This is a genomic window from Streptomyces abikoensis (assembly GCF_014648775.1).
GTDB lineage: Bacteria > Actinomycetota > Actinomycetes > Streptomycetales > Streptomycetaceae > Streptomyces > Streptomyces abikoensis.
The window spans coordinates 188129-206556 of sequence record NZ_BMRT01000006.1 but is presented as its reverse complement, the minus strand read 5'-3'; the positions used below and the strand labels follow the sequence as shown (position 1 = coordinate 206556).

Genomic DNA, 18428 nt, shown 5'->3' with positions numbered 1-18428 from the left:
GGACGGCTTTCCGATCTCCCACGACAGCCGGCACCCCGTCCCGTTACGCTGAGCACGCGGCTCATGACACAAGCGGTGGGCGGCAGTCGGGAGCACACCGGCGCACCGGACGCGCACGGTATTGGGGGCGGCAGTGGCAGCAGGGGATCCGTACGACTTCAGCCCGGGAGCGCAGGTCCCGGTCTCCGGCGGCGCCGGGGCGACAGCGGCGACCCAGGCCCTGGCCTCGGCCGCCTACCGGGACGGCCCGGTCGACGAACTGCTCAAGGCCAATTCCGACTGGGCCACCTCGGAGGTGAAGAAGGCCCGGATCTCCCTGTTCGAGCCCAACCTCGGCGAGGCCTTCGCACGCGCCGTACAGGGCCGCATGCTCGGCGGCGGGCGCAAGCCCATCATCCAGTCCTTCGGCCTGGAGCCGCAGGTCATCGTCGAACACTGCCTCGCCGCGTCCCGCATCCGCAAGCAGCGCGACGCCCGGCTCACCTTCATCATGGTCGTCTTCGGGCTGCTGTTCCTGCCCGGTGTGCTGCTCTGGCTCGGCGCGTTCCAGCTGCGCCGCACCCTCGCCGGCTCCCAGGACAGGCGCGCCGGGGCGCTCGGCACCGCGCTGCTGGTGGGCATCGCGGTGATCGTCGCGATCCTCCTGGTCAAGCTGCCGTTCAGCGGCTTCCTCAATCTGTATGTCCGCGCGATGGTCATAGCCCCCCTCATCGGCGGCTTCTGGGCGAAGATCATCTGCGAGCGCACGGCCAAGGACCTCCGCGAGCGCTGGACCGGCCTCCTGGACGGCGGCACCGTCGCCGCCAAGATCCCCGAGGCCGTGCCCTCGACGCCCGGCGAGAGCGCCGCCGAGCAGCTCCGGCTGAACCTCGCGAAGCTCTCCGCCGAGCAGCGCAGCAACATCGCCTTCTACGCCGGCCCCAAGGGCATCCTCGGGATGGGCACCCGCTGGGGCAGCTGGCAGCTGGCCGAGGATCTCGTCCCCGCCGAGCCGGGGAAGGACATCAACCCCTTCCGCAGCTGGGACATCGTCCGCGCGGTGCACGACCAGCTCAAGCTGCTGGAGCGCACCCCCATCAACACCGGCGGCCTCACCCCGCCCCAGGTCGAGCACTGGGTGGTCTCCCCCATCGGCGAGGGCGCGGGCGCCGTGTCCCGCCCCGGCGGCACCGACGCGTCCTTCCAGATAAGGGGCTCCCAGCTCCAGGAGATCTGCGACAAGCAGCACTTCGGCAGCGGTGACCGCCACTACCTCGGCGTCCAGTTCGTCCTCTGGGACGGCCAGCTGGTCATCACCCTGCTCGTCAATGTCACCGTTCTCCACAAGACGCTGCGCATCGAGGTCACCGGCCACGCCCTCGGCCCCACCCACTCCCTCTTCAACAGCCGCCCCAAGAACCGCACCCAGACCTTCAAGAAGGGCCTGAAGTTCTGGGACACCTACACCCGCACCCTCCCCGTCGTCGAGCCCCGGGAGGTCGTCCGGCTCGCCGCCCGGGCGCCGTTGACCTGGTACCCGCCGCTGCTGGAGTACTGGGGCGGCAAGCTGGTGCTGCCCGAGCCCTTCGGGCTGCGCCACGCCTGGGCCGACAAGCCCTGGCGGCACCGCTTCATGGCCGACGATGCCCTGCGCGCGGCCACCCCGGTGCTGCGCGTCGTCCATGAGGCGACGCTCCGCGTCCTCGCCGACAACGGCGTCGACACCACCCGCTTCGCCAGCCGCGCGGGCAACCTCAGCGGCGCGATCCAGGACCCGACGCCCCGTCAGGCCGACGTCTACAACGCCTGACGGGACGTCCCTCAAGTCCCCTCAAGTCCCCTCAAGGCCCTCGCCGGGGCGCACCGGCCGTGGTCACGTGACTAGCGGAAGATCCCGGTGTGCCCCAGCGAGTAGCGGCCGGGCTGGGGGTAGACGGCCAGGCCGTGCGGCCCGTCGCCCACCTTGATCCGGGCGATCTGGTGCCCGTCGGTGGTGTCGATCGCGTACACCTCGCTGTTGTAGCGCCCCGAGAGCCACAACACCTTGCCGTCGGCCGACACCCCGCCCATGTCCGGGCTGCCGCCGTCGGGCAGCTCCCACTTCTTGACCAGTTTGCGGCTGGGCAGGTCCAGCACCGAGATCGAACCCTCGCCCCGGTTGGAGATGTACAGGGACTTGGAGTCCCGGCTCACATAGAGGCCGTGGGCGCCCTTGCCGGTGGGCATCAGCCAGGGTTCGGTGAACTTGTCCCCGTCCAGCACCCACACACCGTCGGCGATCATGTCGGCGATGTACCAGGTCTTCCCGTCCGAGGAGATCTTCACGTCCTGGGGCATGGCCCCGTCGAAGGGCAGCTTCTGCTTGTCGATCACCTTCATCCTGGCCGTGTCGACCTTCAGCAGCTCGCCCGAGAACTCGCAGGAGACGATGAAGTACCGGCCGTCCGGGGAGAAGTCGGCGTGGTTGACCCCGAGGCAGTCCACGTGTTCCGTCTTCATCCGCTTCATGGTGTGGGCGTCCCGGAAGACCAGCTCGCGGTCCATGGACGCCATCACCACGGCGTACTTCCCGTCGGGCGTGAAGTAGAGGTTGTAGGGGTCGTGGACGTCGACCGTTTTGCCCGCCTTGCCGGTGGCCGGGTCGATGGGGGTGAGCGTGTGCCCCCGGTCGTTGTTGACCCAGAGCGTCTTGAGGTCCCAGGAGGGCACGACGTGCTGCGGCTGGTTGCCCACCGGGATGGTCTCGATGACCTTGTACGTCTTGGGGTCGATGACGCTGACCGTGTCGGACTCCGTGTTCGGTACGTACACCCGCGACGGGAAGTCCTTGACCACCGGGGACAGGGCGTTCGGCCGGTCCGCCGCGTAGAGGTCGTCGGGATCCAGCAGCGGGGGCATGCCCGGCAGCCCCTCGGGCACGCCCCGGGCGGCGCCCTGGCGGTGCGCGCCCGGCGCGGGGTGCTCGGCGGGGGCGCCCTCATCGCCTCCCCCGCAGCCGGCGGCCAGCAGGGCGCAGCAGGCGGTGAGCAGAACGGCCGCGCGCGGCCTTCCCGGACGGGAGACGCGCGGCCTTCCCGAGCGGGATCGCGCGGAGCGGGCGGGCGGGCGGAGGCGCCGGAGGAGAGAGCCGGACCGGAGGCGTCGAGGACGGTGATGCGGGGTGCGGTTCATCGTGTCAGCAGCTCCGTAGTCGTCACCGCGCGCAGACCGCGGCGGTGCAGGCCGTCGAGGATCGCGGGCAGCGCGGCCACCGTGCCGGCGTGCCCGAAGTGCAGACTGACGACCGACCCTGGCCGTACCGCGCCCAATACGGTACGCCGGACCGCCTCGGCGCCGGGGTCGGTGAAGTCGAGGGAGTCCACGTCGTACGACAGGATGTGGGGGTATCCGGCCTGTTTCGCCAGCCGTACGACCTGGTCCGTGGCCCGTCGGGCCCGGGACGGCCGGAACCAGCGGCCGATGCCGCCCGTCAGTCTGCGCAGCCGGTCGGCGCACTCGGTGATCTCGGCGTAGGCGGCCTTCGCGGGCATCGAGCAGACGCTCAGGTGCCGCATGGTGTGGTTGCCCAGCTCGTGCCCGCCGTCGAGCACCCTGCGGGCCATCCGGGGCTCGGCGTCCAGCCAGTCGCCGACGGCGAGCACCGTCACCCGGGCGCCGGCCCGCTCGGCCTCCATGAGCAGGGCGGTCGCCGACTTCGCGTCGCCCCTGCCGTGGAAGGTGAGCGCGACCGCCTGGCCCCGCCGGGAGCCGTGCTCGATCTGCGCGGGCAGCCCGGCCGGCAGGGCGGGCAGGATCAGCGGGGGGCCCGGCAGCGCGGGGGCCCGGGCCCCCGCGCCCCGGCCCGTGCCCCGCGGCGCGGTGGAGGGCGGCCCGGCGGCCGTCCGGTCCCCGCCGCAGCCCGCGGCGGCGGTCCCGGCGGCCCCGGCCAGAGCGCTGCCCGCGGCCGCGCGCAGCACGGTGCGACGGTGAAGGAAGGTCACCGTCCTATTAGAGCTTCTTCAATAAGAACTGGTGTGATTTGCCCGTCTTTGACGGGATCGTGTCCCCCGCGACGTACGAAGCCCCACCGGGATCCTTCCCTGTGGGGCTTCGCATCGCGAGGTGTCCGGCTACGAGGTGTCCGGCTATACGTCGCGGGCCTGCCGGTGGCCGAGGAAGCGCAGGGCTCCCTCGACGGCCTCGCGGAGGTGGTGCCGGGCGCCGCCGGCGTCGGCCTTTTCGCGGAGGACCGGGAGGAACACCTCGTCGGGGTACCCCTCCCCCGGCACCTGGCCGGAACCCGAGAACTGGGCCCAGATGACGATCATCATCTCGTTGCAGGCCCGCGCCTGCTCCAGACCCTCCGGGCTGCCTTGCGTGAAGATCAGCCGGGCGGAGAACCCGAGCTCACGCCCGAGGGCCTGCAAGAACGTCTCACGCAAAGGCGAGCCGAGGGCCGATCGGACTTCATCCTGAACGCTCATTGAGGTATGTCCCAGAAATCCTCGTCGCTCATGACCTTCCCGCCGTGACGTTCACGCGGCAGGGAATGGATATCGTAGCCACGGCCCTGCAGCACCTTGAGCCGCGTGTTCCCGTTCGCCACACGCCCATCCGGATGCACCCGCAGCGCTTCATCGGCGCCCGGCCGCAACGAGTACACGATCTCGTCCGTGTCCTTCTTACCCCAGTAGTCCAACGATGCCTTACTGAAGCTCTTCTCATCGTGGATCAGGGTCAGCGGGACGTTGCAGACGTCGTCGTCCCAGCCGAACATCGCGAACGACGTCCGGCGAGCGACGCCGCGCTTCAGCCCCGTCCTCTTGCACGCCTTGCCGAGCTTGCTGCCCTTGACGTAACTGACGCCCTTCTCGCCCCACTTGGCGAGCTTGGCCGCGGTCGCCCCCTCACCCGCGAGGGGGATGGCGGCGAGGCAGGACATACCGGCGTTGACGTAATCGCCTTCCGCCCCGTACCAGGCGCAATTGATGCCGTTGGTCACGGTGCCCAGGCCGGGCACGGCACCCGCGACGTCGAGCAGGAAATGGCCGCCCTCGCGGAGCCAGCCCCACCGGCCGGCCTTCTTCTTCTCCTCAGCCTCCCGGCGGGCCTGCTCCTTCTTGGCCTGCTCGATCCGCTGCTTACGGGCCTCCTCGTCGCGGCGGCGCTGCTCGTCCTCGGCGCGCTGCTTGGCGACCGCGACGGCGAAGGCCTCCTTCGCCGCCGTGCCGGCGGCAGTGGCGTCCTTGCCTGCCGCGACGGCCGAGGCACGCGCCGCGCTGGAGGCGGCGTACGCGTCGTCGGCGGACGAGCGCGCCCAGTTCGCCGAGGCACGGGCGCGGCCTGCGGAGTCGTCGGCGTCCCGGGCGTCCCGGCGGGCCGACGCGGCGGCCTCGCGTGCGGTCTTCGCCGACTTGGCGGCCTCGGCCGCCGACGCCTCGGCTTGCTGGGCCGACGTCCTGGCCTGGCTCGCGTAGTCCTTGGCCTTGTCGGCGGACTCCTTGGCCTGCTTGGCGTAGGCGTCCGCCTCGCTCGCCGCCTTGCGGGCGACGGCCGCGACCCGGGCCGCCTCGGCCGCGTCCTGCTGTGCGGTCGCCGCGACGCCGGCGGCCTCGGCGATGATGCGCTGCACCTCGGCGACGTGCGTGGCCGTCAGCTGGTCCTTGCGGGCCGCCTTGTACTGCCCGGCCTGGATGAAGCCGTGCAGCAGTGCGGCCGGCCCCTCCAGGGCCACCTGGGCCGCGGCCTTGGTCTCGGCGCCGCCGCTGGTGAACAGCTGCACGGCCCGTACGCGCTCGTCGGACTCCCGGGCGGTGTACTGCCCCTCGTTGAGGAACGCGCGGAGCTTGTCGGTCGAGCCGTCCTTCAGCGCGGCCTGGGCCGCCTGCTGAATCTGGCGGTCACTGCCGTTGGCGATCTGGACCACGCGGATGCGGTAGTCGTTCGCCGCGGCCTGGTGCTGACCCGTGCGCAGGAATTCGCTGATCCGGGCGGCGTCGCCCTTGAGGGCCTCCTCCGCGGCCTTGCGCACCGGCTCCGAGTCGGCCTCGCCGGCCAGGGTCTCGACGCGGGCGCGCTCGTCCTGCTGAGCGGCCTCGTTCCAGCCCGACCGCACATACGCCTGGACCTCGTCGTCCGTCCCGGCCAGAGCGGCCTCGGCCGCGGCACGGCTCCACGGGCCGCGGACCTTCATGGCGGCGAGAGCCACCTTGCGGCCCTTGGCGGCGACGTCCTTGGTGTCCGCGCCCGGCTTCGCGGCCTCGGCGGCGAGGCCCGAGGCCTGGTCGTCGAGGTCCTTGGCGTCCTTGACGGCGCGGGCGGAGACGGCCTTGCGGTCCTCGTCGTCGGCCTTGAGGTCCCTGGCCTCCTCGATCGCGGCAGCGGTGCGGGCCTTCAGCTCCTCGGCCTCGATATTGCCCGCCAGCTTGTGCACGTCGCGGGCCTTCTCGACCGCGGCGGACGCGGCATCGGCCGCCTTCTTGGCCGCCTCGGCGTGAGCGGTGGACTCACTCGCCGCCTTCATCGCGTCACCGGCGTACTTCGCGGCCCGTTCGGCCTCGTCCGCCGCCTTCTCGGCGTGCTCGGCAGCCGAGTTCGCCGCGTCCCGCGCCGCATAGGCCGCGCTCGCGGCTTCCCGTGCCAAGGACTCGGCGGCACCCGCGGCACGCGTGGCCTCCCGCGCGTGCCGGTGGGCCGACGCGGCGGCCTGTCGGGCCCGCGCCGACTGCGCACCGGCCGCCTCGGCCAGGCCGTTGGCCTGGTCCGCGGCGCCGGCCGCCGCCTCGGCGTTGGCACCGGCACTGGCCGCCGCCGACGCCGCCTCACCGGCCGCCGTCGCCGCGGCACCCGCCTGCACGGCAGCCTGGGCCGCCAGCCGGGCACCCTTCGCCGCCGTACGGGCGTCCTCCGCCGCCCTGCGCGCCGCGGCCGCCTGACCGGCGTCCGTGGCCGCGGCCGACGCCGCGCCCCGGGCCCGCGACGCCGCCTCGGCGGCACCCGCCGCGGCGGACGCGGCCTGGGACGCGGCGCTCGCCGCGACACGGGCGGAGTTGTTCGCCGCGCGGGCCGCGCTGATGGCCTCCTGCGCGGCCTCGGCCGCTCTGCTCGCCGCAGTGGCGGCACGGCCCGCGGCGTTCGCCGCCCGCTGGGAGTCCTTCTTCGCGGCCGCAGTCTGGTCCGACGCCTCCTTGGCCGCCTCCTTCGCGAGCTGCGACGCGGCCACCGCCCGCTCCGAGGCGTCCTTGGCCGCCTCGGTCTCGCGCTTGGCCGTCTTTCCCGCCTCGGCGGCCTGCTGCGCCAGCTCGGCGACGGAGGCCCGTTCCTCGTCCCGGGCGCGCGCCACGTACTGGCCGCGGTCGAGGAACTCGCGCACGTCCTCCGAGTCGCCGCTCAGCGCGACCTTGGCGGCTTCCTTGGTCGCCGGGCCGCCGGCCGTGAGGATCTGCATGAGCCGGACGCGGTCGTCCTGCTCGCGGGCCGTGAACTGGTTCTCGTCGAGGAAGTCACGCACGTCCCCGGCCCCGCCGGCGAGCGCGGCCTTCGCCGCCTCCTGGACCTTGCTTCCGGCGCCGTCCGCGATCTGCGTGACGCGTATTCGCTGGTCCTTTTCGAGCGGCTCCCGCCACCCGTCCGTCAGGAACGTGTTCAGGTCCTCCCGGGACCCGGCGAGCGCCTTCTGCGCCGCTTCCCGCACCATCCGGCCACCGACGCTCAGCAGCTGGACCGTCTGCAAGCGGTCGTCGTGCGTGGCGGCGATGTCCTTCTCACTGCTCAGGAAGCGACGCACGTCGTCGTCGCTGCCCGTGAGAGCGGCTTCGGCCGCCGCGGTGACGCCCGGGCCACCTGATTTCCATAATTCGACCACGCGAGCGCGGTCATTCGCTGCCGGCGAGCTCTCCGCCGCAGTGGCGGGGCTCGTCCCGAGAAGACCCGCGACGAGCGCTCCGGGAAGCACTCCGAGGCACAGTAATCCCGCGCCCCGAGGTCGTTGTCTCTTCGCTCGCGCGAAAGAGGCACCTGTTCTCACACGCCGACCTTTCCTGTCAGTTGCATACGCCATGTACAGGCGCGGTGCGAATACTGACAGGTAAGTTCGGAATAAATAAGTCCGTTATTGCCGGAGCAAACGGCCGGCCCGAACGGAACGTCTCAGACCGTCGGCCAGACGTCGGCCAGCATCTTGCGGGTGTCGGCCAGCAGTTGCGGCAGCACCTTGGTGTGGCCCACGACCGGCATGAAGTTGGTGTCCCCGCCCCAGCGCGGCACGAGGTGCTGGTGCAGATGGGCGGCGATGCCGGCGCCGGCGGTCGAGCCCTGGTTCATGCCGATGTTGAAGCCGTGGGCGCCCGAGGCCGTGCGCAGCGCGCGCATCGCGCGCTTGGTGAACGCCGCGAGCTCGGCGGTCTCCGCCTCGTCCAGCTCCGTGTAGTCGGCGACGTGCCGGAAGGGGACGACCATGAGGTGCCCGCCGTTGTACGGGTAGAGGTTGAGCACGGCGTAGACGAGCTCGCCCCGGGCGACGATCAGTCCGTCCTCGTCGCTCTTGGCCGGGATCGAGCAGAACGGGCAGCCGTCGGCGGCCCCCGGGCCGGTCGGCTTGTTCTCCCCCTGGATGTACGCCATCCGGTGGGGTGTCCACAGGCGCTGAAAGGCGTCCGGCGCCCCCACTCCGAACTGCTGCTCCGGCTCACTCGTCATGCTCTGAAGCATATGGGCCCCGGAGCGTCGACGACGCTCCGGGGCCCCTGCGATCCGGTCAGGCCGGGACTCAGACCTGGACGCGGTCCTCGACGGCCTTCACGATCTTCGCGATCGCCTCGTCGCGCGGGATGCCGTTCTCCTGGGAACCGTCCCGGTAGCGGAAGGAGACCGTGCCCGCGTTCATGTCGTCGTCACCGACGATGATCATGAAGGGCACCTTCAGCTTCTGGTGGTTGCGGATCTTCTTCTGCATGCGGTCGGACGAGGCGTCGACCTCGACCCGCAGGCCCGCCTTCGCCGCGTCGGCGGCGAACTCCCGCAGGTACTCCACGTGCGTGTCGCCGACCGGGATGCCGACCGCCTGCACGGGGGCCAGCCACGCCGGGAAGGCGCCCGCGTAGTGCTCCAGCAGCACGCCGAAGAACCGCTCGATGGAGCCGAACAGCGCGCGGTGGAGCATGACGGGCTGCTGGCGGGAGCCGTCCGCCGCGGTGTACTCCAGGCCGAAGCGCTTGGGCTGGTTGAAGTCCACCTGGAGGGTCGACATCTGCCAGGAGCGGCCGATGGCGTCCTTCGCCTGGACGGAGATCTTCGGGCCGTAGTAGGCGGCGCCGCCCGGGTCGGGGACGAGCGGGAGGCCCTGCTTCTCGGCGGCCTGGCGGAGCGCCTCGGTGGCCTCCTCCCAGTCCTCGTCCGAGCCGATGAACTTGTCCGACTCGGGGTCGCGGGTGGACAGCTCCAGCTCGAACTCGTTCAGGCCGTAGTCGCGCAGCAGGTCCAGGACGAAGGTCAGGAGCGTGTCCAGCTCCTCCGGCATCTGCTCCTTGGTGCAGTAGATGTGGGAGTCGTCCTGGGTGAAGCCGCGGGAGCGGGTCAGGCCGTGGACCACGCCGGACTTCTCGTAGCGGTAGACCGTGCCGAACTCGAAGAGACGCAGCGGCAGCTCACGGTAGGAACGCCCGCGCGACTTGAAGATCAAGTTGTGCATCGGGCAGTTCATGGCCTTCAGGCGGTAGTTCTGCCCGTCGAACTCGATGGGCGGGAACATGCCCTCCGAGTAGTGCGGCAGGTGCCCGGAGGTCTCGAAGAGCTGCTCCTTCGAGAGGTGCGGGGTGTTCACGAACTCGTAGCCCGCGTCCACGTGCCGCTGGCGGGAGTAGTCCTCCATCACCTTGCGGATCACGCCGCCCTTGGGGTGGAAGACCGCGAGGCCGGGGCCCAGCTCGTCCGGGAAGGAGAACAGGTCCAGCTCGGTGCCGAGCTTGCGGTGGTCGCGCTTCTCGGCCTCGGCGAGGAACTCCAGGTACGCCTTCAGCTCGTCCTTCGTCGGCCACGCGGTGCCGTAGATGCGCTGGAGCTGCGGGTTCTTCTCGCTGCCCCGCCAGTACGCGGCGGCCTGGCGCATCAGCTTGAAGGCCGGGACGAACCGGGTGGTGGGCAGGTGGGGACCCCGGCAGAGGTCCTTCCAGCACAGCTCGCCGGTCTTGGCGTCCAGGTTGTCGTAGATGGTCAGCTCGCCGGCGCCCACCTCGACGTCCGCGCCGTCGTCGTGCGAGGCGGAGCCCTTGAGTCCGATCAGCTCCAGCTTGTACGGCTCGTCGGCCAGCTCCTCGCGGGCGGCCTCGTCGGTGACCACCCGGCGGGAGAACTTCTGCCCGCGCTTGATGATCTCCTGCATCTTCTTCTCGATGAGCTTGAGGTCATCGGGGTGGAAGGGCTTCTCGACGTCGAAGTCGTAGTAGAAGCCATCCTTGACCGGCGGGCCGATGCCCAGCTTGGCCTCGGGGAAGAGCTCCTGCACGGCCTGGGCCATGACGTGCGCGGTCGAGTGGCGCAGGATGTTCAGGCCGTCCTCGGAGGAGACCTCGACCGGCTCGATCTCCTCGCCGTCGGCGACGACGTACGCCAGGTCCTTCAGCTCGCCCGCGACCCGCGCGGCGACGACGGTGCGCTCACCGGAGAAGAGGTCGGCGGCCGTGGTGCCCGTCGTCACCACGCGCTCTTCCCGCTCGGAATCGCGTTGGATGATCACACGGACGTCTGACACCGGTCTCTCCTGACATCTGGGGCGCCGCAGCGGACGCTGCGCGCCTGAATCGTACCGAGCCCGGCCTGGTGGTCGCTAAACGGTTATCGCTCGCCAGGCGGGCTAATCGGCGTCGCGCCGCTCCCCGAAGAGGTCGAGGTTCTCCTGGAGGTGCTTCAGCAGCCGGTCCCGCTCCGCCTCGTCCACCTGGACGGGCAGGACGCCCCGGGCCTCGGCCAGCCGCCGGAAGCCGCCCCGGCTCTCCAGCCGCCCGTCGACGGTGACGGGCACCCCGGCCAGGTGGGCGTGGCCCGCGACCCGGTAGTCCTCCTCGTCGAGGGCGATCCGCACCTGGGCGACATCGGCCCCGGTCAGCACCCTCAGCCGCACCACACCCGCGCCGCCGGGCGTCTCGCGCCGCATCCGCACCACCGTCCCGGTGAGGCGGACCGGCACCGAGGGCTCGTCGCGGACGTAGCGGGCCCCGGCCTCCCGCAGGGCGGGCAGATCGCCGGGCGAGAACTCCACCGGCTCGGGCCGGGCGGCGAAGCCCTCCGGCGTCCCCGCCGCGGGCGCCCACTCCACGGCGATCCGGATCCCCTCGGAGCCGCCGACCAGGGTGGCCAGGGCCTGGGTGAGCTCCTGGCAGACCCCGGCCTCCACGGCGGCGTCGAAGGCGTCCATCCTGCCGGTGGCGCGCCGGTAGTCGGTGGCGTCCCGGGCCGCCTGGAGCGCCCTGAGCAGCGCGCCGACCAGCGCGCGGCCGCCCTCGGGGGGCCCGTCGACGGGCACGAACGCGGCGAGCTCCCGGCCGCCGGCGGCGGGCCCGGCGAGCACGGCGGCCAGAGCCGCTTCGGCCTGCCGGCGGCGCCGGGCGCCGTGGAAGGCGGCCCGGCCCCCGGCGGTCTGGGCGGCGGCCAGCAGCATGGCGCGCGCCCCGGTGCGCAGCCGCTCCTGGGCGCCCCACGCGGCGGCCGGGGCCCGGGGCTCGGCGACCTCCCGCGACCAGCGGATCTCGTCGCTGGGCAGCCGCAGGGCGACGAGGATGTCGCGGGCGGACGGCACGGCGCAGCGCTCCAGCGCGGTGAGGGCCTCGGCGAGCAGATCGGCGCTGTCGGGATAGGCGCGGCTCTCGGGCACGAGGAGGCTGGTGCCGGGCCCGTCGGGGGGCGTCCAGCGGCCGTAGCGGCCGGGCTCTCCCCCGCGCCGCCGCCAGCCGTGGCGGGCGAGCAGGGCGCCGAGGACGGCGGGGTCGGGGTGGTGCGGCGCATCTTCGGTCGGCCGGTGCATCAGGGTCTCCCTCCCGCCCCGACCCGGGCCATGATCTCGCAGAGCGCTCGGTCGTCGAAGACCCGCGAGGTCGGGATCCGCACGGTGGTCCGGCTCCTGCCGGTCACGGGGTGGCCGGCGAGGTTGGTCCAGTAGCAGCAGTGGCGCAGCGCGAGGTGGTCGTGGCCGGCCCGCAGCCAGTCCTCCGGGGCCCGGGGCACGATCATCACGACGAGGATCTTGTGGACCGAGACGGGGGTGCGGGCCAGCTTGACCAGGTGGGCGTTGTCGAGGGTGAAGCCGAACGTCCCGGGCGCCGCCCGGCCCGGCGGGCCGGGGAGCCGGGGGGCCAGCTGGTAGGTGCTCTTGAGCTGCACCTTGATGGTGACCTCGTCGTCGGCCTCGTGGCCGGGGGCGCTGTGGCTGACGTGCCAGTCGATGCCGTTGTCGGGGAAGGGCTGGGCGAGGGAGCAGCCCGCGGCCGCCGCGACGGCGTGGAGGTAGCCGATCTGGAGGGTCTCCATGCACGCGGTCGTGGCGAGGGTGCCGCGCCGGGCCGTGAGCGGCCCGGTGGGCGGGCACGTCACGGGGGCGGCCGGGTCGGGCTGAGCGAGCGCCATGTCCGAAAAACCTTCCGGGCTCGCCGGTGCTGGGTGCGTAAAGGGTCGTACATCTGTGTTGTCTCCACACGAACTCACCGGCAAACAGGGGCGGTTCGGGTGCGGGGATGCCCGGGTATCACCTGGCGGGGAGGGGAAACACGCCATGTGTCGGACAAGGGCGAGGAGTTGTGCCATGCCGTGCTGGTTCGAGGGGCCGCTCGCGGCCTTCGACACCGAGACGACCGGGGTGGACGTGGAGCAGGACCGGATCGTCTCGGCGGCCTTCGTGACGCAGTCGCAGGCGGGGGCGGCGCCGGTCATCACCCGGTGGCTGGTGAATCCGGGGGTTCCCGTGCCGGAGGAGGCCACCGCGATTCACGGGCTGGACGAGGAACATCTGCAACGGCACGGCCGGTGGCCGGCGCCGGTGATGGAGGAGGTGGCCCGGGCCCTGGCGGGCCACGCGGCGCGCGGGATACCCCTGGCGGTGATGAACGCGCCGTTCGACCTGACGATGCTGGACCGGGAGTTGCGGCGGCACCGGGCGTCGTCGCTGGCCGGCTATCTGGGGGGCGCCGCGCTGTGCGTGCTGGACCCCTGGGTGCTGGACAAGCACCTGGACCGCTACCGCAAGGGCCGCCGCACCCTTTCGGACCTGTGCCGGCAGTACGGGGTGGAGCTGACGGGCGCCCATGACGCGGCGGCGGACGCGGTGGCCACGCTGGAGGTCGTCCGGGCGGTGGGGCGGCGGTTCGCCTCGCGCCTGGAGCGGCTGAGCCCGCCGGAGCTCCACACCCGGCAGGCGGTGTGGCACGCGGCACAGGCGCGCGGGCTGCAGGCGTGGTTCGCGCGCAACGGCTCCGAGGAGCAGTGCGATCCCGCGTGGCCGCTCCGGCCGGAGCTGACGGCGGCGGCGTGAGACGCGGGATCGACGGAAGCGGGATTCCGGTACGGCGGGGCGACAACGCGGAAGGCCGGTCCGTCACTTGACGGACCGGCCTTCCGGTGATGTGGGCGATACTGGGATCGAACCAGTGACCTCTTCGGTGTGAACGAAGCGCTCTCCCGCTGAGCTAATCGCCCGGGATTCGCACCGGGTTCCCCCGGCGACGCACTGAACAATACAGGTCGCGGCGGCCCTCCTTCAAATCCCCGGGTCCCGGCGCTCCAGCAGGGCCCGCAGGCCGCGGCGGCCGGCGCGCATCATCCAGGCGTGGTTGGCGAGGAAGAGGGGGCGGCCGGGGAGGGCGAGGCGGCGCATCAGGGGTTTGCGGACGTCGACGTCCTGCTCGAAGCGGGCGACGCTGCCGCCGGCGCCGTCGGAGCGGATCGTCCAGCGGGCCCAGCCTTCGAGATCGCCGGTCATCACGATCTCCAGGATCCCGGCGGCGGGGTCGCGCCGGCTCTCCCGGGCGGCGATCACCAGCTCGTAGGGCAGCAGGGAGCGGAAGCGCACGGTGCCGCTGATGTCGTCGGCGCCCTCGACGCGACGGACCTGGGGCCACCAGGCGGGGTAGCCCTCCGCGTCCGCCAGCACGGCGTAGACGGCGTCCGGCGGCGCGGGCAGGGCCCACGCGTCACGGAAGCGGTAGTGGTGGACGGAGGGCGTGCGACGACGCGGCGGCATGCCTGCCAGGGCATACGAAAAACCGAGGGTCCGCAAGGGGTGAACCTCGCGGACCCTCGGTCCGTTACGTGGGCGATACTGGGATCGAACCAGTGACCTCTTCGGTGTGAACGAAGCGCTCTCCCGCTGAGCTAATCGCCCGGGCGCACCGCAAACATTACCGCATGTCAGACGGTGCTCCGAACCGCGCGTGCCTGGTCAGGGGCGCGGCCGGGATCAGTCGCCGGCCCGCCACGGCACCTGGAGCCCGTACTGGGCGACGTACGCGGCCACGAGCCCGGCGACGATCACCAGCCCGGTGACGGTGAGGGCGATGTTGCGGCGGCGCACCCGGGGGTCGAGCGCGCGCCGGGCCGCCTCGGTGACCTTGCGCCTGGTCCAGCGGAGCACCAGCTGGGCCCAGACGAACTCGGTGGCCCAGATCGCCATGCCGGCGAAGATCACCAGCCAGCCGGGGCCGGGCAGGGGCAGCATCACGATCCCCGCGACGACCACGGCCAGCCCGACGACGAAGACGCCGGCCTGCCAGCTCAGATGCAGGGCCCTGGAGCGCCGGACGAAGTGCGGGGCCCGGGAGCCGAGCCGCTCCCGGTCGGTGCCGGAGCCCTCGGCCCCGGCGGCGGTCCGCTGGTCACTCTCCGCGTTCATACGAACCAACGTACCGGAAAGTCCGGAACTCACCGGTTCGGCGGTACCGGCGCCGGAACGACTCGGCCGTCCGAGGTATCCGAACAGTCTCAAAACGGTCAGAGGGGTTTACAACGGCACCGTAGGTGGCATGTCGATTTCGCCGACGTGCGAATCCCCGAGCGCACACTGAGCGAAAGGCCCTGGCGCTTATGAACACCACGGTCAGCTGCGAGCTGCACCTGCGCCTCGTTGTGTCGAGCGAATCCTCACTGCCTGTTCCCGCAGGCCTGCGGTACGACACGGCCGATCCGTATGCCGTGCACGCCACCTTCCACACCGGAGCCGAAGAGACCGTCGAGTGGGTCTTCGCCCGGGACCTGCTCGCGGAGGGCCTCCACCGGCCCACCGGCACCGGCGACGTCCGTGTGTGGCCATCCCGCAGCCACGGACAGGGCGTCGTCTGCATCGCGCTGAGTTCGCCGGAGGGCGAGGCCCTCCTGGAGGCCCCGGCGCGCGCCCTGGAGTCGTTCCTGAAGCGGACCGACGCCGCCGTCCCACCGGGCACCGAACACCGTCACTTCGATCTGGACACGGAGCTCTCGCACATCCTGGCCGAGAGCTGACGTCACCGACCGGAGTGACCTGAGCGCGCCGGCCCACTCGGGGAGGCCGCGCGCCGCATGTCCCGTCCCAACCGGGGCACGACACCGCGCCGTCACCGTGGAACCACCACGGGCGACGGCGCTGTCGCGCTCCGGAGCCGCTAAAGTCCCTCCCCGCGGTCGAACACTTGCCGCCTTCGTCCGTCCGGCCAGGGGAGCGAACGACCCGTGCTGATCAATCACGACACCCGGCGCACGCTCGACAGCGTCGTCGATCTGCTGAACACCGACCTCGACGGTCTGCCCGCGCTGCGGGGGTTCGCCGAGCGGCACGAGATCAACGGCATCGGGACGCTCGGGGAACAGGACCTGGCGGCCGTGCGCTCCATACGCGACCGGCTCATCCAGGTGTTCGACGCCCCTGCGGCACCGACCGCGGCGGGGCTGCTCAACGCCCTGGTGGCCGAGGCGGGCACGACGCCCCGGCTGACCGACCACGACGGCCACGCCTGGCACGTCCACTACTTCGCGCCCGGCGCCTCGCTCGCCGAGCACCTCGCGGCGGACGGCGGCATGGCGCTGGCCTTCCTGCTGGTGGAGGGCGAGCTGGAGCGGCTGCGGCGCTGCGCGGCACCGGGCTGCGGACGCGCCTTCGTCGACCTCTCCCGCAATCGCTCACGGCGCTACTGCGACGGCCGCACCTGCGGCAACCGTCTGCACGTCGCCGCCTACCGGGCCCGCCGCCGGGAGGCCGGGGACTGACCGTCCGGCGGCCGCGGCGCGTCACCAGCGGTACAGGTCGTGCACGGCGGTCAGCAGGATCAGCGTCCCGACAAAGGCCAGGAAGAACATCAGCGGCGGTTGGGACAGCGCGAACAGACAGCCGCGCGGTTCATCGGTGATCTCGGCCGGTTCGTCGTTCATCTCCGGGAGATCATGGCGCAGCGCCGCTGCCCGCACTCACCAACTGTTCACTCATGCGAGGGAGTTCGGCGGAAGTTCGTCAGATTCCGTGTTTCTTCAGTATCGCTTCGATATCGGAGAAGTCCTCGTCACCCGACGCGCCGGAGGCACCCGAGGCGGGCTTCCTCCGGCGCGCGGGCCCGAGCGAGGGCGCGGAGGCGGCGGGCGCCACGACCTCACGGCCCGGGGCACCGGCGGCGGCCCGGCGCCCCTCACGACCGCCGGCCCGGCGGTCGGCCGCCCGCCCGGCCAGGAAGAGCAGGGCCGACAGCGCCAGCACGCCGAAGCCCGCCCACACGGTCGGCTTGAGGACCAGCCCCGTGAGCCAGTCGACGACGCCCGTCATCACCAGCCCGACGGGGATGAGCGACCACGCCGCCAGGCGGATCGCGGCGCGGAAGCGCTTGCGGTACGCCGTCACCAGGGCGATGCCCAGGCCGGCGGCGGACACCGCGGCGCATACGGTCGAGGTCAGCATCCGGGTCCTCCCGCCGGTGACGTCCTTTCGCCTTCCATCGTGCACCGGACGTCCCCGGAACGGCCACGAACGGGCCCGGGATCCGGGAGATCTCCGGGTCACCCCGAGCCCGTCTCCTCCCCGGGGCCGAGACGGCACCCCCCGGCACGGGCTGGAAGACTGGCCCCATGAGCGATTCCGACATCTCCCCCGCCGTGCTCGACGTCTGGTGCGAGCTCCAGTGCCCCGACTGCCACCAGGCCCTCGACGACATCCGGGCGCTGCGCGCCCGCTACGGCGACCGGCTGGAGATCCGGCTGCGGCACTTCCCGCTGGAGAAGCACAAGCACTCCTACGCGGCGGCGCAGGCCGCCGAGGAGGCGGCCGAGCAGGGCAAGGGCTGGGAGTACGCGGAGGCCGTGCTGGCGCGGACCGAGGAGCTCGGCGCCCGGGGCGAGCAGGTGCTGGTCGCGGTCGCGAAGGAGCTGGGCCTGGACGCCGAGGAGGTCGACACCGCGCTCATCGACGGCCGGCACATGCTGATCGTGGACGCCGACCAGGCCGAGGGCAAGGCCATCGGCGTGACCGGCACGCCCACGTACGTCATCGGCGGCGAGCGGCTGGACGGCGGCAAGAGCCAGGAGGGTCTTCGCGAGCGAATCGTCGACATCGTGGACCGGCTTCTCGCCGCGTAGCGACGGCCGTCCGCCGGCCGCGGACCGTTTCCGGCTGGTCGCGCAGTTCCCCGCGCCCCTATGGGGCGCGGGGTTTCTCACAGCAGCGGCTTGTACAGGTGGTACTCGGTCGGCCGGTACCCGAGCGACTCGTACAGCCGCAGCGCCGGGACGTTGCCCGCGAACACCTTGAGCCCGATCGTGCGGGCCCCGGCCGCCAGGCCCTCGCGCTCGGCGACGTGCATCAGGGCGCGCCCGTGGCCCCGCCCCCGGAAGGGCTCGCCGACCTCGACGTCGAAGACGAAGGCCCCCGTCTCGCGCAGCATCACCCAGAGCGTGCCGACGTCCAGCCCGTCATGGGCGAGGACGCGGAAGACCGCACCGGGGCTGGCCGACCCCAGCGGCAGCGCCGAGGCGTGGTCGTGGTCGGCCTTCGCCTCGGCCATCTCCCGGGGGACACCCCGGTCGACCCAGTCCTGGACGTAGCCGGCCTTGGAGGCCGTCTGCCACCGCTCGAAGTCGTCCTCGTCCATGGGCCGGGCCGCGCTGCCCGCCGGAAGGCCGGGGGCGGCGCCCAGCCGCTTGGCCATGGTGCGGGAGCGTTCCGTGTAGCCGAGCGCGCCCACCAGGCCCAGGGCGGCCGTGGCGTCCGCCGGGACGGACACCGCCACCTGTCCGCAGCCCCAGCCGCGCAGCACCTCCTCGGCGGCCAGCAGGGCGACCGTGCCGCGCCCCCGGTGCCGGTCGCGCTCGTGGACGGCGAGCCGGGCGATCCTGCCGAAGGCCGGGCCGAAGCGGGCGTCGGTGGCGAGGTCGATCCTGCCGACGGGCCTGCTGTTGACGCAGATGTCGTAGGAGCGGGACCTCCGGCCGTCCGGGTCTCGCCGTTCGGGTGCGGTGGGGCGCAGCGTGGTGGTCAC

Annotated in this window: 18 protein-coding genes and 2 tRNA genes; 5 read left to right on the top strand and 15 right to left on the bottom strand. The window is 72.3% G+C overall.

The genetic code is table 11. The features are described 5' to 3' along the window. The first annotated feature begins 133 nt into the window (after positions 1–133). Entirely contained in the window at positions 134–1789 is a 1656-nt protein-coding gene (locus IE096_RS20815) for an AbeC-like domain-containing protein (protein WP_229820434.1), read from the top strand. 71 nt (positions 1790–1860) lie between these two features. On the opposite strand, the gene IE096_RS20810 is transcribed toward IE096_RS20815, so the two are convergent. The 8 genes from IE096_RS20810 to IE096_RS20775 form a co-directional block, all read right to left on the bottom strand. Continuing rightward, a complete protein-coding gene (locus IE096_RS20810) occupies positions 1861–3150 on the bottom strand; it encodes a YVTN family beta-propeller repeat protein (protein ID WP_229820432.1) in 1290 nt (429 codons plus the stop codon). After that, complete coding sequence (locus tag IE096_RS20805; RefSeq protein ID WP_229820429.1) at positions 3147–3959, bottom strand: polysaccharide deacetylase family protein; 813 nt, start codon at positions 3957–3959, stop codon at positions 3147–3149. Before IE096_RS20805 ends, IE096_RS20810 begins: the two co-directional genes overlap by 4 nt. A 144-nt stretch (positions 3960–4103) precedes the next feature. Then, positions 4104–4400, bottom strand: a complete 297-nt coding sequence (locus tag IE096_RS20800) for a hypothetical protein (RefSeq protein WP_189453920.1) — start codon at positions 4398–4400, stop codon at positions 4104–4106. 38 nt (positions 4401–4438) lie between these two features. Next, positions 4439–7822, bottom strand: coding sequence for an ALF repeat-containing protein (locus tag IE096_RS20795; protein WP_189453918.1), 3384 nt, complete (start codon positions 7820–7822; stop codon positions 4439–4441). 284 nt (positions 7823–8106) lie between these two features. Then, entirely contained in the window at positions 8107–8667 is a 561-nt protein-coding gene (locus tag IE096_RS20790) for an HIT family protein (RefSeq protein ID WP_189453916.1), read from the bottom strand. Positions 8668–8725: 58 nt separating this feature from the next. Continuing rightward, the gene (gene thrS, locus IE096_RS20785; protein WP_189454251.1) at positions 8726–10690 is read right to left on the bottom strand and encodes a threonine--tRNA ligase; all 1965 of its coding nucleotides are present in this window, start codon (positions 10688–10690) and stop codon (positions 8726–8728) included. A gap of 117 nt (positions 10691–10807) precedes the next feature. Next, positions 10808–11974 carry a serine/threonine-protein kinase gene (locus IE096_RS20780; RefSeq protein ID WP_189453914.1) on the bottom strand — a complete coding sequence of 389 codons (1167 nt, stop codon included), beginning with the start codon at positions 11972–11974 and terminating at the stop codon, positions 10808–10810. Further along, complete coding sequence (locus IE096_RS20775) at positions 11974–12573, bottom strand: DUF4365 domain-containing protein (protein ID WP_189453912.1); 600 nt, start codon at positions 12571–12573, stop codon at positions 11974–11976. Before IE096_RS20775 ends, IE096_RS20780 begins: the two co-directional genes overlap by 1 nt. Before the next feature lie 175 nt (positions 12574–12748). Between IE096_RS20775 and IE096_RS20770 the strand changes: the two genes are divergently transcribed. After that, positions 12749–13474: a 3'-5' exonuclease gene (locus IE096_RS20770; RefSeq protein WP_189453910.1), complete on the top strand. Its 726-nt coding sequence runs from the start codon at positions 12749–12751 to the stop codon at positions 13472–13474. 92 nt (positions 13475–13566) lie between these two features. Here the strand turns inward: IE096_RS20770 and IE096_RS20765 are convergent. The 4 genes from IE096_RS20765 to IE096_RS20750 form a co-directional block, all read right to left on the bottom strand. After that, positions 13567–13638: transfer RNA gene (locus tag IE096_RS20765), tRNA-Val, on the bottom strand. A gap of 61 nt (positions 13639–13699) precedes the next feature. Then, complete coding sequence (locus IE096_RS20760; RefSeq protein ID WP_189453908.1) at positions 13700–14182, bottom strand: SRPBCC family protein; 483 nt, start codon at positions 14180–14182, stop codon at positions 13700–13702. A gap of 69 nt (positions 14183–14251) precedes the next feature. After that, positions 14252–14323: transfer RNA gene (locus IE096_RS20755), tRNA-Val, on the bottom strand. 75 nt (positions 14324–14398) lie between these two features. Continuing rightward, positions 14399–14830 carry a TIGR02611 family protein gene (locus tag IE096_RS20750; RefSeq protein ID WP_189453906.1) on the bottom strand — a complete coding sequence of 144 codons (432 nt, stop codon included), beginning with the start codon at positions 14828–14830 and terminating at the stop codon, positions 14399–14401. 191 nt (positions 14831–15021) lie between these two features. Here IE096_RS20750 and IE096_RS20745 point away from each other — a divergent pair, with 191 nt between their 5' ends. Both IE096_RS20745 and IE096_RS20740 read left to right on the top strand, forming a co-directional pair. Continuing rightward, positions 15022–15435, top strand: coding sequence for an SsgA family sporulation/cell division regulator (locus IE096_RS20745; RefSeq protein ID WP_003959770.1), 414 nt, complete (start codon positions 15022–15024; stop codon positions 15433–15435). Between the two features lie 207 nt (positions 15436–15642). After that, entirely contained in the window at positions 15643–16176 is a 534-nt protein-coding gene (locus IE096_RS20740; RefSeq protein WP_189453904.1) for a CGNR zinc finger domain-containing protein, read from the top strand. Positions 16177–16197: 21 nt separating this feature from the next. Here IE096_RS20740 and IE096_RS20735 read toward each other — a convergent pair whose 3' ends face one another. Both IE096_RS20735 and IE096_RS20730 read right to left on the bottom strand, forming a co-directional pair. Beyond that, positions 16198–16338: a hypothetical protein gene (locus IE096_RS20735; RefSeq protein ID WP_164737750.1), complete on the bottom strand. Its 141-nt coding sequence runs from the start codon at positions 16336–16338 to the stop codon at positions 16198–16200. A gap of 79 nt (positions 16339–16417) precedes the next feature. Continuing rightward, positions 16418–16855 (bottom strand): hypothetical protein, encoded by a 438-nt coding sequence (locus IE096_RS20730; RefSeq protein WP_189453902.1) that lies wholly within the window; start codon positions 16853–16855, stop codon positions 16418–16420. 167 nt (positions 16856–17022) lie between these two features. Between IE096_RS20730 and IE096_RS20725 the strand changes: the two genes are divergently transcribed. Beyond that, complete coding sequence (locus IE096_RS20725; protein WP_189453900.1) at positions 17023–17529, top strand: DsbA family protein; 507 nt, start codon at positions 17023–17025, stop codon at positions 17527–17529. A gap of 77 nt (positions 17530–17606) precedes the next feature. On the opposite strand, the gene IE096_RS20720 is transcribed toward IE096_RS20725, so the two are convergent. Then, the gene (locus IE096_RS20720) at positions 17607–18428 is read right to left on the bottom strand and encodes a GNAT family N-acetyltransferase (RefSeq protein ID WP_189453898.1); all 822 of its coding nucleotides are present in this window, start codon (positions 18426–18428) and stop codon (positions 17607–17609) included.

Bases quoted from the DNA above. Each gene is read 5' to 3' on its own strand.
- IE096_RS20750 (WP_189453906.1), bottom strand. From the start codon at position 14,830: ATGAACGCGGAGAGTGACCAGCGGACCGCCGCCGGGGCCGAGGGCTCC.
- IE096_RS20760 (WP_189453908.1), bottom strand. From the start codon at position 14,182: ATGCCGCCGCGTCGTCGCACGCCCTCCGTCCACCACTACCGCTTCCGT.
- IE096_RS20790 (WP_189453916.1), bottom strand. From the start codon at position 8,667: ATGCTTCAGAGCATGACGAGTGAGCCGGAGCAGCAGTTCGGAGTGGGG.
- IE096_RS20735 (WP_164737750.1), bottom strand. From the start codon at position 16,338: ATGAACGACGAACCGGCCGAGATCACCGATGAACCGCGCGGCTGTCTG.
- IE096_RS20730 (WP_189453902.1), bottom strand. From the start codon at position 16,855: ATGCTGACCTCGACCGTATGCGCCGCGGTGTCCGCCGCCGGCCTGGGC.
- IE096_RS20745 (WP_003959770.1), top strand. From the start codon at position 15,022: ATGAACACCACGGTCAGCTGCGAGCTGCACCTGCGCCTCGTTGTGTCG.
- IE096_RS20775 (WP_189453912.1), bottom strand. From the start codon at position 12,573: ATGGCGCTCGCTCAGCCCGACCCGGCCGCCCCCGTGACGTGCCCGCCC.
- IE096_RS20810 (WP_229820432.1), bottom strand. From the start codon at position 3,150: ATGAACCGCACCCCGCATCACCGTCCTCGACGCCTCCGGTCCGGCTCT.
- IE096_RS20725 (WP_189453900.1), top strand. From the start codon at position 17,023: ATGAGCGATTCCGACATCTCCCCCGCCGTGCTCGACGTCTGGTGCGAG.
- IE096_RS20770 (WP_189453910.1), top strand. From the start codon at position 12,749: ATGCCGTGCTGGTTCGAGGGGCCGCTCGCGGCCTTCGACACCGAGACG.
- IE096_RS20780 (WP_189453914.1), bottom strand. From the start codon at position 11,974: ATGCACCGGCCGACCGAAGATGCGCCGCACCACCCCGACCCCGCCGTC.